General features: G+C 65.9%; 14 protein-coding genes. 7 read left to right on the forward strand and 7 right to left on the reverse strand.

Annotated features, from left to right (window positions below; genetic code table 11):
• Nucleotides 1-140: 140 nt before the first annotated feature.
• From FGL15_RS05305 to FGL15_RS05315, 3 genes are read left to right on the forward strand one after another with little or no spacing between them, the layout of a single operon-like run.
• Nucleotides 141-716, forward strand: coding sequence for an RNA polymerase sigma factor (locus tag FGL15_RS05305; protein WP_240773805.1), 576 nt, complete (start codon nucleotides 141-143; stop codon nucleotides 714-716).
• Nucleotides 713-1,330, forward strand: coding sequence for an Asp23/Gls24 family envelope stress response protein (locus FGL15_RS05310; RefSeq protein WP_138945226.1), 618 nt, complete (start codon nucleotides 713-715; stop codon nucleotides 1,328-1,330). Before FGL15_RS05305 ends, FGL15_RS05310 begins: the two co-directional genes overlap by 4 nt.
• Nucleotides 1,323-1,691 (forward strand): Asp23/Gls24 family envelope stress response protein, encoded by a 369-nt coding sequence (locus FGL15_RS05315; protein WP_138945227.1) that lies wholly within the window; start codon nucleotides 1,323-1,325, stop codon nucleotides 1,689-1,691. The genes FGL15_RS05310 and FGL15_RS05315 overlap by 8 nt, the downstream gene beginning before the upstream one ends.
• Nucleotides 1,692-1,751: 60 nt before the next feature.
• Here FGL15_RS05315 and FGL15_RS05320 read toward each other — a convergent pair whose 3' ends face one another.
• A complete protein-coding gene (locus FGL15_RS05320; protein ID WP_138945228.1) occupies nucleotides 1,752-5,438 on the reverse strand; it encodes an SdrD B-like domain-containing protein in 3,687 nt (1,228 codons plus the stop codon).
• 391 nt (nucleotides 5,439-5,829) lie between these two features.
• Here FGL15_RS05320 and FGL15_RS05325 point away from each other — a divergent pair, with 391 nt between their 5' ends.
• The 4 genes from FGL15_RS05325 to FGL15_RS05340 all read left to right on the forward strand — a co-directional run bounded on the left by FGL15_RS05325 (nucleotide 5,830) and on the right by FGL15_RS05340 (nucleotide 8,643).
• Entirely contained in the window at nucleotides 5,830-6,633 is an 804-nt protein-coding gene (locus tag FGL15_RS05325; RefSeq protein ID WP_138945229.1) for a tyrosine-type recombinase/integrase, read from the forward strand.
• A 78-nt stretch (nucleotides 6,634-6,711) separates the two neighbouring features.
• Nucleotides 6,712-7,107: a hypothetical protein gene (locus FGL15_RS05330; RefSeq protein ID WP_138945230.1), complete on the forward strand. Its 396-nt coding sequence runs from the start codon at nucleotides 6,712-6,714 to the stop codon at nucleotides 7,105-7,107.
• On the forward strand, nucleotides 7,107-7,397 hold the full coding sequence (locus FGL15_RS05335) for a hypothetical protein (protein ID WP_138945231.1): 291 nt from the start codon (nucleotides 7,107-7,109) through the stop codon (nucleotides 7,395-7,397). Before FGL15_RS05330 ends, FGL15_RS05335 begins: the two co-directional genes overlap by 1 nt.
• 34 nt (nucleotides 7,398-7,431) lie before the next feature.
• Nucleotides 7,432-8,643 carry an O-antigen ligase family protein gene (locus FGL15_RS05340; protein ID WP_138945232.1) on the forward strand — a complete coding sequence of 404 codons (1,212 nt, stop codon included), beginning with the start codon at nucleotides 7,432-7,434 and terminating at the stop codon, nucleotides 8,641-8,643.
• Here the strand turns inward: FGL15_RS05340 and FGL15_RS05345 are convergent.
• The 6 genes from FGL15_RS05345 to FGL15_RS05370 form a co-directional block, all read right to left on the reverse strand.
• A complete protein-coding gene (locus FGL15_RS05345; protein ID WP_138945233.1) occupies nucleotides 8,640-10,565 on the reverse strand; it encodes a glycosyl hydrolase family 28-related protein in 1,926 nt (641 codons plus the stop codon). The two genes, FGL15_RS05340 and FGL15_RS05345, sit on opposite strands and share 4 nt — an antisense overlap.
• A gap of 35 nt (nucleotides 10,566-10,600) precedes the next feature.
• Complete coding sequence (locus FGL15_RS05350) at nucleotides 10,601-10,891, reverse strand: hypothetical protein (RefSeq protein ID WP_138945234.1); 291 nt, start codon at nucleotides 10,889-10,891, stop codon at nucleotides 10,601-10,603.
• 102 nt (nucleotides 10,892-10,993) lie between these two features.
• Nucleotides 10,994-11,365 (reverse strand): hypothetical protein, encoded by a 372-nt coding sequence (locus FGL15_RS05355; protein ID WP_138945235.1) that lies wholly within the window; start codon nucleotides 11,363-11,365, stop codon nucleotides 10,994-10,996.
• The gene (locus FGL15_RS05360; protein WP_138945236.1) at nucleotides 11,362-11,814 is read right to left on the reverse strand and encodes a hypothetical protein; all 453 of its coding nucleotides are present in this window, start codon (nucleotides 11,812-11,814) and stop codon (nucleotides 11,362-11,364) included. Before FGL15_RS05360 ends, FGL15_RS05355 begins: the two co-directional genes overlap by 4 nt.
• Before the next feature lie 28 nt (nucleotides 11,815-11,842).
• Nucleotides 11,843-12,727, reverse strand: coding sequence for a peptidoglycan recognition family protein (locus FGL15_RS05365; protein ID WP_138945237.1), 885 nt, complete (start codon nucleotides 12,725-12,727; stop codon nucleotides 11,843-11,845).
• 2 nt (nucleotides 12,728-12,729) lie between these two features.
• On the reverse strand, nucleotides 12,730-13,272 hold the full coding sequence (locus FGL15_RS05370) for a hypothetical protein (RefSeq protein WP_138945238.1): 543 nt from the start codon (nucleotides 13,270-13,272) through the stop codon (nucleotides 12,730-12,732).
• Between the last annotated feature and the right edge of the window lie 14 nt (nucleotides 13,273-13,286).

Genomic DNA, 13,286 nt, shown 5'->3' on the forward strand with positions numbered 1-13,286 from the left:
GGGGTTGTGGAGGCAGTTCACATGGATCTCCGCTCTGTGCCTACAGTAGTGAGACGGAGCGCGGCCCGCAGATGTCACGATCCGTTCTGGGGAAAACCGTCGGAAGATGTCGCGGGCTTGATCGGAGAGGTGACGCAACCGTGGGACCTGATCCAAGACGCACGCCGGGCGGCCTCCTCGAGCAGGCGACCGACCGGACGCTCGTCGAACGGTGCGTCGACGGCGACACCCGCGCGTTCCAGGTCCTCATCACGCGCTACGGCCGGATGATGAAGGCGTACGCCGTGCGACTCACGCGCTCCTCGGCGGACGGCGACGACGTCGTCCAGGAGGCGCTCATCTCGGCCTGGAAACGGATCGACACGCTCGAGGACGGCGCGATGGTGAAGAGCTGGCTGATGCGCATCGTCAGCCGCCGGGCGATCGACCTCATGCGGCAGCGCAAGGACACCGAATCGACCGATGACGTCATGGTTGAAGCTCCCGAGCGCGACGGGCCCGAGCGGAGGGCCGAAGCGTCGTCGCAGCTGGGAGCACTGTCAGCAGCGCTCGACAGACTGCCGCACGGACAGCACCAGGCTTGGGTGCTCCGCGAGATCGGCGGATACTCGTACGAGGAGATCGCCGAACAGTTGGGGCAGAGCGTCGCCAGCGTCCGAGGGAGTCTCGCGCGGGCCCGGGTGACACTGGTCAAGGAGATGGAGGGGTGGCGATGAACACGGATACTCCGGGCTCCGAACAGCCCGAACCGAGCGGCTGCGCGCACGGTGTCGACGCCCTCACGGACTACCTCGAACGCGACATGCTGCCGGCCGACCCGTCGATCGACGACTCGCCCGAGTGCCAGAGGATCCTGCGTTCCCTGCGACGCGTCCGCTCGCTCGCCACGCCCCTGATGGAGGCGGACGAGGCCGCGGTCGCCACGCTCGACCAGGACTGGATCCGCGGAATCATGGAGAACATCGGCCGCGAGGCGAAGGCTGGACGCGACATCCCGTTCGGCGCGTCCGACGACGACGCGGCGCTCGTCATCACGGAGGGCACGGTCCGCGGGCTGGTCCGCGGAGCCGGCGACCGCACCCCCGGCGTACTCGTGGGTCGATGCGTGCTCGAGGGCGACGTCACCTTTTTCGGCGAGCCGATCATGCTCCACGTCACCGTGAGCATCGGTTGGGGGAAGTCAGTCGCCGAGACGGTCTCGCTGTTCCGCGAGGAGGTCGCCGCCAGCCTCCGGCAACACACGGACCTCGTCGTGGCGGGACTCGACGTCGTCGTCGACGATCTGCACTTCGAGGCGGACGAGATCGGAGAGGTGGGGGACGATGCGTGACCTGGCGGAGACGGACGACGACCTGGGATCGCTCGCGAGCTCGCTCGACGGCTTGGTCCTGGCGGTACCGGGCGTCGACGGGTTGACCGCCGTCGAGCCCACATTGCTCCGGGTCGCGAAGGAGGGCGTCGGTGCCCTGCTCGGCGCGCCCGACCAGCCGGCACGGGTGAGCGTCAAGCGTGTCCGAGGCGTCCTGACCGTGCAGACCAACATCTCCGTCGCCGCGGAGGCGGCATCCCCTGCCGTCGCGCAGGCGGTCCACCGAGCCATCGCGGAGCGACTCCGGTCGACCACCGGCGAAGGGGCTCCGTCCATCACCGTTCGCGTGATCGACGTCGTCCCGAGCGGCTCCCAGGACTGACACGAGCGCGCACGGTCCCGGTTCGGGGATCGTGCGCGCTCGATCTGGTGGCCCCTCGACTCAGCCGCGCGACTCCTCGGCACCACCGCGGGCGCGACGCGAGCGCACGAGGAGTGCCGTACCGCCGATCACGAGCAGGAGCATCGCGGCGATCACCGCCTGGTCGAGCCACAGCACACCCGTCGTGGCGAGCGGCCCCTGCGTCCCGGATGCGCGTTCCGGTGTCGCCTGCGGCGTCTCGGTCGGCGTCGGTTCCGACGGCTCCTTCGGCCCCTCGGGGTCGGTCACCGGTGGCGTCACCGGCAGCTCCACCTCCACGATGCCGCCGTTCCAGGTGAGGTCGACCCGGTCAGCGCCGGTCGGCGACGGGTCGGCCACGACGATGTCCTCCATGGTGGACGACTGCGGGTCCAGGGCGGAGTTGACGAGACCGTCGTCGCCGATCCGGAACCCGGTGATACCGGCGCCCTCGGGGAGGTCGACCCTGATGGAGTAGGTACCGGACACGAGGCCGCTGAAGCGATACCGACCGTCGGCATCGGTCTCGGTCTGCTCGGAGACCTCGGCACCGTGCTTGTCGACCCCGGTCAGTCGCAGCGGCACACCGGCCACCCCGTCACCGGGCTGCCCGTCGGCGCCGTCGTCGTCGATTCCGTCGCCGTCGCGGTCCCACCAGAGGCGCTCGCCGATCGACGACGACACGACCGTCGTCGCCACGAGTGGGGAGCGTGCCCCGAGCGTCTGCGACGCCGAGCGGACCGTCGCGTCGTTCCGGTACTCGGCACCGGACACCGCGCCATCGGTCGTGAGTTCCACGACGATCTCGTGACGTTCGAGGGCGTCGAGTTCGGCGGTCTCCACGCGGAACGCGGTGACGTCGGCGAGGGAGGTCGGGCACGACTCCGCACCGAACTCGTCGAACGAGCACCAGGTGAAGCCTGCGGGGAGGTCTCCGTAGCCCGTTTCGGCGCCCACACCGGACGTGGCCTGCACCGCCGCCGGATCGGCCGAGGTGTAGCGCACGCGGTCGCCGTCAGGTGCATCGACCTCGCCGGCCAGGACACCGTCGGCGGTCGAACCGCGGCTGTCGCCGACGAACGGGAGCACGTCCACGAGCGCCACGTCCTCCTGCGCCCCGGTGGCGTTCATGTTCGCGTAGGCGAGCCGGTAGTCGATGTGGTCGCCGGACTCGACGACCCGCTGCTCGACGCTCTTCTGGACGCGAAGGCCTCCGGGCGCGCGCAGCGACACCGTCTGGCGACCGTAGTGGGCGTCCTGCACCGCCGGGTCCGTCGGGACCTCGTCGAGCGACCCCGGGTCGTCGGGACTGGAGACGACGACCTGGTTCACGAGGTCACCCTGGACGGTCGCGTCCGAGGTCGCCCAGTACCGGATGACGGGCTCGGAACCTCGGGCGACCTGCCCGAGTCTCCAGGTGATGAGGGTGGAGCCGTCCTCGGCCGTCTCGACCGACTCGGGGACGTGGGACACGTCCGTCGGGTCGTACACGAGACCGGCGGGCAGACGGTCGACGACGACGACGTCACGTGCGGCGTCACCCTGGCCGGGCACACTCGTGATCTGCGGCGTCACCTCGAAACGCACGCGCTCGCCGGCGAGCAGTTGGGCGGGCGATCCCGGATCCACGGCCGGCACGATCGCCCGCTTGCCGATGCTGATCACCGCGTTCGCCGCGGTGAGCCGGTCTCCGCGCGGGAAGTCGGCGTTCGACACCTGGCTGGGGTCGTACTTGCTGTGGTACCAGCCGTCCTTCGCGTACCACTTGCTCGTGTCTCGGTCGTCCGGGAACTGCTCCGGGCTGTACAGGGAATAGCTCTCGGCCAGCAGGGTCCCCGCCGGGACACCCTCGTTCATCTCGAGGGTGAGGGAGGCCATGAGTGAGGCACCGATCGCGATGACCCCGTTCGTGCTGCGGTACCGGATCTTCGTGATGTCCTCGACGGCGATGGAGGAGAGGTCGGTCGTCCAGACGTCGTCGCCGTCGTCGCAGGTGGTGTCGTTCATCTGCTTCCAGCGGGTCGCGTCGTCGGCGGTCTCGTCGACCGTCGGTCGTGTGCCGTATTCGATGACGATGTCAGTGGACCCGTGTGCACGGGCGGGTACGCCGTCGAGGCCGACGGCCACGTGCTGGGTCTTCGTGTCGAACGCCTGACAGAACAGCTGTCCCGTGAACTCGGTCCCACCGCGGTTGTTGTACATGGTGAGGGCTCGGTACTGCTGCCCCGGGACGACGACCCCGTCGCCGGTTCCGGGGAGGAACTGCCCGGGCACCGGGACGAGCTCCGTCAGCGTCTCGCCGACGTACCGGGTGGCGTGGGTTCCGTCCGGCCGACGGATGAGGTTCGCCGTGGCGGTGTTGTCGTCGAGTGGCTCCTGCGCGTTCGGAACGGGACCGCCGGACGCGTCGGTGCCCGTCGCGACGAAGTCGCGGACGTGGATGCGCGTGTTGAGTGAACCGTCGGCCGGCACGTCGTCCCGCGGGGTGAAGATGCCGAACCTGCCGAGTGCGAGGTAGCCGCGGAGCGGGATCGCCGCACCGTTGGCGGTCTTGGTCGGGATGTGGTCTGCACTCAGGTCGGCACCGGACACCGTCACGATGATCCGACGCGGATCGCTCAGATCGATGCGACACGTCCACGTGCCGGAGTCGGAGACCGCGTTGTCGCCTCCGCCACCGACCTTCGGGAAGACACGTCCCTCATGGGCGCCCGCGGCGCAGACCGTCTTGTCGGAGAGCCGCGAGTTGGGGCTCACCTCGTCGAGATCGACGACGAACGTGACGTCGTCGACCACGTTGGACTGCCCGCGTGCGCCGAGGCCACCCGCGGCGTTGTAGCCGGCGAGGTCGAGATAGGCGTCGTAGTGGACGAGGAAGCCGGGGACACCTCCCTGAGACGAGGTGTTGCTGACGACGGCGGGGCGGACGCCCAGGTTCACACGGGGCCCGCTGCTGGCCGTGACGGACGGGATGTCGGTGGCGTCCGTGGCGGGCGAGCCGGAAGCGGCATCGGTCGCGGTCGCGCTGATCGCACCCGGCACCGCCGCCAGGACGGAACCGTTCGCGACACTCGCCGCAGATGCGACGAGGTCGTACGTGGTGACGGAGTTCGGCAGGACCCCGCTGAGCACGCAGTCGAGGACGAGGCGGTCGTCGCTCACGGTGGAGCCGGCGCCACAGTAGGCGGGGAGCCCGGCGACGGACGGCCAGAGCAGGCCCTCCGGGAGCACCTGGCGGACGACGACCCGATCATCCGAGGCAGCGCCGTCGAGCTGGACCTCGACGCGGTACGTGATCGTGTCGTGGGTGCGGACGATGTCGTTCGTGGCACTGCTGTCGTGGCCGGGGGCGTCGTCGGCGTCGAACGGAGCCGTGCCGGTCGTGACGCCGGCGAGTGCGATCCGCAGCGCGAGGTCGATGTCCGCGGGTGTCGCGGCCGGCGTGGCCACGGGGTCCGTGGCAGGTGGGGTCTCCGCCGTGGTCGGACTCGGTGTCTGCGCCGGCTCGTCGGCATCGTCCGACGACTCGTTCGAGGGGGACTCGTCGGTCGAGCCCTCGGGAACGTCTCCCGCTGAGGGGACGGAGGACTCGGCCGGTGGCTCCGGTGACGCAGCTGCGGCAGCCGCGGGGCTTGCCAGCGCGCCGGTCATGAGGGCGACCAACGCGAGGACGGCGCTGGTCTGCAGGGGGACGGCTCGGCGGCCTCTCGGCCTGAGCGGTGAGGACATCGGGATCTCATCTCAGTCGTTGCGGAACGGGTGATATTTGAGACTGTAACATAACAAACAAGTGTTTGAGTCGATTACCTGCGCTTGGCCGTGCCACTCGGGCAACTCTCAGCAAAAATAACGTTCTGGACTATTGCATCCGTTACCAACATTGATGAGTGGCAGAGCGCGAAGGAGTGCGCGGACGTCTCGGAGCCCACGGTGAGTGAGCGCATCGCGTCGGTCGACCGCATTGGTTTGGCGTCGTGAGAAGAGGCCCCCTCGTCGATGGGCCGTCAGCTCTACGGGTTATTACTACTATCCCCCAAAAGGAGGACAAGGCCCTCGCTTAACCCTCGTGCCTCGACTACCGTCCGGAGACCAGACAGAATCTGGATCCCAGGGGGAAGCAATGATGCTCGACCAGTACACCAAGTCCATGCGCCGGCGCCGTCGCAGCGAAGCCACAATCCGCACGCGTCTGTTCTATCTGAAGAAGTTCGACGCGTTCCTCGGTCCACGTGAGCTTGTCCAGGCAACGACAGATGACATGTACGACTACCTCGACTCGAACCCGAAGTGGTCACCAGCAACGAAGCAGTCCATCGTGTCGTCGATCCGCGTGTTCTACGCGTGGGCGTTCAAGCGTGGGTATGTGCAGTCGGACGAGTCGGAGGAGTTCTGGGCGGCGAAGGTGCATCAGGGCACACAGCGCATGGCGTCGGAGGATGCCATCAGGAGGGCCCTGGATCGGTCCACGGACGCCGAGAAGGCGATGATTCTACTGGGCGCCGAGTGTGGCCTCCGGGTGTCTGAGATCGCCTCCCTGCACCTGTCCAACCGGCATGAGGACTTCCTGACCATCGTCGGGAAGGGCAACAAGCAACGCACCGTGCACATGTCCGACGAGCTCGCCACCGTCCTGACGATGATCGAGAACACGACGATGCGGTTCGGGAACTACTTCCCCGGCCAGTCCGGGAAGAAGCCCATGCATCCGACGTCGATCTGGCGGCACATCACGAAGGTGCTCGAGTCCAACCCACACAGCCTCCGACACCGTGCAGGGACGGTCGCGTATCGGAAGGGTGGCAGGGATATACGGTTAGCGCAGACGATGCTCGGTCACGCGTCTCCTGTGACGACGGCGGTGTACGTACACATGGAGGACGACGATCTGCGGAGAGCGTCAACGGCAACACGCGTCGCGGCATGACGAAAAGCCCCTCACGATCCGTAGACCGTGAGGGGCTTCCCCGTGTTGCGTGTCGGGGCTGATGGCTATGCTTCGGGGATGATCCGCTTCCTTGCCCCCACTGCTGTCCTACTGCTCGCCCTCACCGGTTGCTCGAGCGCCGCTCAGCCCTCACCGACACCGTCCGAACCTGCTGGCCCTGCGACGTACTCGTCTGTGGTGGATCTGCGGGACGCCTATGTTGCGGCCGGCGGTGCTTGTGACGAGTGGTCGCAGACGAACCGGGTGACGGTGGCGGCGCAGTCGGGTGACTGTGACGGCAACACGGTCCTGTCGACGTATGCGAGCGAGTCCGACCGGGAGACGGCGGTCGCGAACCTGAAGATGCTGAACCCGGATGGGTACAGTCTGTTGTCGGGGCCGAACTGGATCATCAACTCACCTGATGTCGCTGACGTGTCTGATGCGCTCGGCGGCATCCTCGTCACGAAGTAGTGACTCGTCCGAAGCCGATCCGTTACGACCAGGACACGTGGTTGGTGATGCGCAACGACCCGGTGAATCCGAAGGCGATCATCGAGAGACGCCGTGACGGTGCCGGTGAGGAGGTGTTCTTCGTGTCGCGTTGGAACGTTGACCCTGGCGCGCGTGTCCTCATGGGGACGAAAGGGTCGCTGGTGGAGGCGGATGATTTCGTGCGCTACGACCTGCCGACGAAGCGTGATGGGCGGGATGGGCCACCGAACGGGATCGACGGCGACGGAGTACAGCGGCGTCGCATCTGAACGTCACCTGTTGGGGTGTGGCTAGACTCTGCTCGTGACCACGCCCGAGAAACCAGCACGTGCGCTCGTGCTGTCGATCATCGCGGCCATCACGCTCACGGTCGTCTCGCGCAGTTCACTGTTCCCGCCTGTCGACCGTTCCGTGACAGACGGACTGACCGTGCTTCTACCCGTTGCGGGCTTCGTGCTCTCCCTCCCGCGCCTGGCATCCCGCCGCGACGCGCAGGTCGGGCTGTGGATCGCGATCAGCTTCGCCGTCGTGGTAACGATTTCCGGGCTCGTGAATGGCCCGGGCATCGCCTCAGTGTTCGGGATGCTCCTGCCCGCCGTCATGGCAGTCGTGCTCGTCCTCCTCGGCTCCATCATCACCGTACGCGAGTTCCGCACCATCGCCCGCTGGATTATCCTGCTCGCCGTCGTGCAGGCCGTCTTCGCGATCGCCGACGTCCACCTCATGCAGACGTGGGCGCAACAGGCCGCGCTGACCAACGGGGTGTACATCTACCGGCCCAACCTCATCGTCGACGGCATCGGCCGCGCCAGTGGGACCATGGGACACCCGATCCTCCTCGGACTCATCTGCACCATCGGTGCCGTACTCGCGCTCAGCAAGGACATCATCCGCCGGCCAGTGATCCGCCTGGTGCTGGTAGCGCTACTGCTGTGGGCCGTCGTGCTCTCCGGCTCCCGGAGCTCGGTCGCAGCATTCGCCGTAGCAGTGCTCCTGTTCTTCATCCACCCTGCCAGTCCAGCGAAGCGCGGCCTGCGGATCCTGATGGTCATCATTGTCACCCCGCTCACGCTGGTCTACGTGAACGAGGCCATCAACACCGCCCGCGAGGTGTCGCTGTTCTCCCTCACGAACCGGATCGACGCCCTGCCCCGACTCGTGGATACGCTGCGGCGTCCCGCACCGGAGTGGCTGATCGGCGAGGGAAGTCGATTCAACATCGGCATCGCGGACAACCAGTTCCTCACCACGAGCGGATCCTACGGGCTGATCGGACTCGTCGCGCTGATCGCAGCCATCGTCTACGCCATCCGCTCTCGGAGTCCCATCGTCGTCGCTGCGGTCGGGTGCCTAGCGTTCATGTCCCTATCGTTCGACACGCTGACGTGGGGATTCAGCTCGTTCCTGTTCTGGTTCTTCGTCGGTGCGTCGCACTCACAGAACGCACGAAAGACCCCCGAACCCACTCTCTCGAGTGAGCCCGGGGGCGTTCTGCTTCGTTCCAATCGCGCCTAGAAGCTGCGGCTAACCTCTGCCCATACGGTGGCAGTGAGGGCGATGAACTTCATGTACGCGTTTGCTGGCGGGTTCGCGTTGGTCGCCCCCTTCAGGATGATGTTGCCCGAGTTCACCAGCGTGGTGTTCGCGTTGCCGAAACGGATCGTCACCTCACGGTTCAACCACCCACCAGCGAACTGGCTGACGTTCGTCGCCGCAGCCATCTGGATGTTGAAGTACTCGGTCGCGTACGGTGACACGAATCCGAGGTCGAGCGTGTTGCCGCTCGTGTACGCGATCGTGTCCACACCGCCAGGGATGACCGTCTGCTGTGCTGCGGTAGCCATGTAGGTGAACACGGCACCGCCGAGCAGGTTCGGCCCGATGATGTTGCGTGCTCCTGTGCAGTTGAACAGCGCACCGGCAGTCGGTGCCGCTGCGGCGTTCTGCGGCATGATCTCGCAACCAGTGACCCGAGCCTGACCATTCAGCTCGAACAGGGTACGCGTGCCACCCTTCGCGCTGGTGTAGATGGTCGCCTCTGTGTACGAGGAGCCCTTCTGCAGGATGAACGGCGCCAGACCTGCGCCAGCCCATGCCGTCCGGCACGTGCCACCCTTCGACTGGAATCGGCCGGCGGTGACACGCACCCAGCGTGCACCACCCTCGAACGCCTCTGCTGTTCCGCTTCCGGAGTCGACGGTTGGGGTGCCGGTGTACGGTGCGCTGTTGAAGTTGCAGTCGACGAGCGTGACGACAGCCTCCGCGTAGGCGACCCGGATGAAGTGGGGCTGCACGGTCGAATCCGAGTACACCGGGTCATCGGCGCTACGGGACACGAAGTAGCAGCCGACGAATGTCGTCTCTCGTGAGTTCCCCACGTAGATCGGGGACGCGAGCGGGGCGGCAGTGAACAGCTCGAACTTCGATGCGACGAACGAGTTGTGCCGCGCGTCACCCTCGACGAGAAGGAGGTACGGGCAGTTCTCGACGTGCACCCCGAACCCGTGGACCGAGTTCGTGTTGCCTTCCGCGGTGCCTGCGTAGTGCAGGGCCGCGTAGGTGCCATCCGTACCGCAGAACAGCAGGCGCGTGTTCAACACGGTACCGTCGTAGCACTCTTCGAAGTGGATACCCTGGCGCTGGAACCCGGTGATCATGACGCCAGAGATACGGAACTCACTGATGACCTTGTACATGTGGATAGCCACACGATCCTTGGCCCCCGTGCCGCTCGTCCAGCTTGCGGAGCCGAGCAGCATGATGTCCTGAATGCCCACACCAGCGAGGTAGCCACCAATGGTCGGGTTCTTGGCCTCGATCACCGGAGCGCCTGCCGTGCTGGGCGTCCCCGCAACGAGGACCGTACCGGCCGTGCGTGCGCTGCTTGACGGCGCGTAGGCCATGTACTGGCCCCGGAGCAGCACTTCGTGCGTAATCGCGATCGTCCCGTTGATGAGGTACCGGCCGGCGGGGATGAACACGGATCCGACGTTGAACGTCTTCGCCGTGGTGATCGCAGTGTTGATGGCGGTCGTTGAGTCCGTCGCCCCGGTCGGGTCAGCATTGAAAACGAGAACGTTGATCTCGGAGGCTCCACGGCTCGACTGCTGCGCGTGCAGCTTCCGGGCAGCGTCCGACCAGTCTGAACCAGTCGCCATTGGAACAATGCCTGACGTGGCGCCTTTCTGTGCGGTCAGGACCGTTTCGATGGCGGTCTGAGTGGGCACAGTATTCGGGCCAGCCGGACCAATCAGGTTTCCCAGAGGGATCTCTGACCCGTCGTCCTGAATGAGCCAGACATTCCCATACGTGGGCGATCCCGGATCGGCGTCCACCCGAGCATCATTGATCGTCTTCGGGGAGAAGGGAAGCGCGTAGAGGACGGACTCGGGCAGCTCCTTCGTTACGGAGTCGACGGATACGAGATAGTTGACCATGCTGCCCCCTTCAAGGGATACGAGTGGGTGGGGGGTTAGACGGACGTCTCGGGAAGGTGCTGCACGCGGATCTCAGACGCAGCGAGCACCTGGCCGGGGCTGACGGTGACGTTGTCCTTCACGAAGTAGCCGAGGACCGTTGCAGCGACCGTCACGACGAGCGCGGCAAGGCCAGGTTCGAGGGACACGCCGAAGTGGTTGTCGAGTGCGTACACGATCGCTGATGCGGCCGTACCACCCGTCAGGAACGCGAGCAGCTTCGGGGCCAGGTCCGACCATGCGCGGCGGATTTTGATCTTCACAGGGTTGTCGATTGCGTGGCTCATGGGGATGTCTCCTATATCGGTGGGTCGTTTAAGTGGGTAAGCTCGCGCTCACCCTCCTGCAGGGGTAGGGCTTCGGGGTGGTAGGAACACTCCGAAGTCCGCTCAGTCAGAGTGCAGATCCTCGATCTCGAGCTGCGTCATGTCCTCAGCGGACGGCATCGGCATCTGACCCTGACGGCCGTTTCGATCCCATGTGATGAGCTGTCGGAAGAACCGGCGGATGATCGCGTTCGTGGACTTCTTCCATTCCTTGAACGCGTCAAGCTCCGCCTGCACTGGCTGCAACGCGATCGCGATGCGCTTGTCCACGTACTCAGCGAGCTCGATGTTGTTGTCGAACAGTTGAGACCCGGCATCCACCTGATTGCGGGTCTCAGCAGTGCGGTTCGAGCGCTTATTGTTGATGTACACGCCCAACCCGAGGAGGGCTGTGACGATGAGGCCGGCGGCGGAGATCATCTCCGCGCCGGTCACTTGCGCACCGCCTTGCTCTTACGCAGCTGAATGCCGAGGTCGAGGACACGCCAGATGGGTAGCACGACGAGCGCGGACATGAGTCCCGCGGTAGCTTGCGATCCGGGCACCTCGAAGCTCCGAGCCGTCAGCACGGCAACGTACGACCCGACCAAGCCGATGAGGACGAGCTTCGCTCCCAGCTCGAGCTTCCCGAGCTTCGGGAACGCGACCCCCACCAGACATGCGAGCGAGGCCAGCGCGATTGCACCGGACCAGAATGCCGCGTACGTGGTGTTCGTCGCATCCGTCACCGACCCGACACCGCGCACGAACCCGACCACCCCGAAGTACAGGAAGATGAGGTTGCCGACTGGCAGGACGACCCGGAAGATCCCACGGAACCGCCAATCCTCAGGCCGGATGTTGCCCGACGCCCAGATGGACGCGGCGAATAGACGTTTGAACATGGGATCCCCCTCCCGGGATGGAAGCGGGCTACTTGATCGCGTTCGCGGCAGACGTCGGGGCCAGCTTCGCGAAGTCGTCAGCAAGGGCCGCATCAACCGCACCAGCAGACTCGTTCGCTGCTCGGACCGTGGCTGCGAGGTTCGTCACGAAGTTGAACTCGTTCGCCGGCACATCACGCGCGTCAGTGGGTGCCAGGTTCCGGAGCTGACCGTCCGCACCAACAGGCTGGTCGATGATGCCGTACTTCGTTAGCAGCGGCAGGTACTCCCAGTTCGGCAGACCGAAGTAGAAGCCCGTCGCGGGGTTCACGGCGGCGACACGGCCGAAGGTCTTGTCTGTCGGTGTGGCGTTGCGGATGAGCTGCGTCTTGGGCATGTCGTCTTCCTCTTTCCGGGGTGCGGGTTTGCCCGCTTTGATGGTGTTCGCGCGAACCACGGTCGCGTCGATGGGTAGCCCGCCTGGACAGGCGGTTGCGTAGGAGGCGCCGTAGAACTGGTACAGCTCCCGGTGCCCGAGGACTGTGGAGTCGGCGCCGTCACGGACCAGTGGGAAGCCGTACCGCTTGGACACGTCAGCCATGAGCGCGGACAGGGACTCCTGAGCGGCAGCGCTGATCGTGTACGCCGGAGCGAGGGTCTCGTTGCACACCTCGACGGTGATCGCCCGCCCGTCCCACTCAGCAGACGAAGACGTCCACGCACGGAACTCCTCCGGGACCACCGAGATGATCTCGCCGTCGTTGCCGATGATGTAGTTCGCGGACACTTCCTTCGCGCCCATCATCAGCCCGAGCACGGCACGCCAGTCCCGAGACACCGCGTGGTGCTGGATGAACCGGTCGATGGTCCGCCCGCCTCGAGAGGACTTCTGCGGTGTGACGTACGCCTGTGTGGTGAGTGCGCTGATCGTCATACTCACCACCCCCAAGCTGTCCAGATGAGCCGATACGAACCAGCGAACGCAGCACCAGCCGCGTTACGCACGCGGATGCCGAACTGAGACGCCGAAACCGACCCGACAATCACACCAACCGAATACCCGGGTGTCGCGTCCGGGTCACCGTTCACCACCGACATCGCCAACACACCATTCGGGAACGGTGTCGGGAACGGCAGCGTGAAACCACCAGAACCCGACGTCGTAACCACCTGATACCCGGTCTGCATGAACGCAGCCCGCGGAGAGCCAGAACCAGCCATCAGCCCGTTGTTCCCCAGCAGTTGCACACCCACAGGCGTCCAGGTCCCGGGGAGCGCTGTGACCTCATACACGCCCTTACCGGCAACGCTTCGCTGTCGTCCCAGCCAGTTACCGAGCGCAGGAAGATCAGAGGGCGTCGGGACGGCAACATCCAGCTCATCGCCAACCGCATTCGCGATCGCCGTCAAGTCCGCAGCAAAGTCAGCCGGGTCCGTGTTCGCCCGAGTCGGCAAACCCTTCGGTGTCGTGCCAGCCATGAAACCTCCAAAGA

It is taken from the genome of Plantibacter sp. M259, assembly GCF_006065115.1.
In the GTDB taxonomy this organism is placed as follows: Bacteria; Actinomycetota; Actinomycetes; order Actinomycetales; family Microbacteriaceae; genus Plantibacter; species Plantibacter auratus.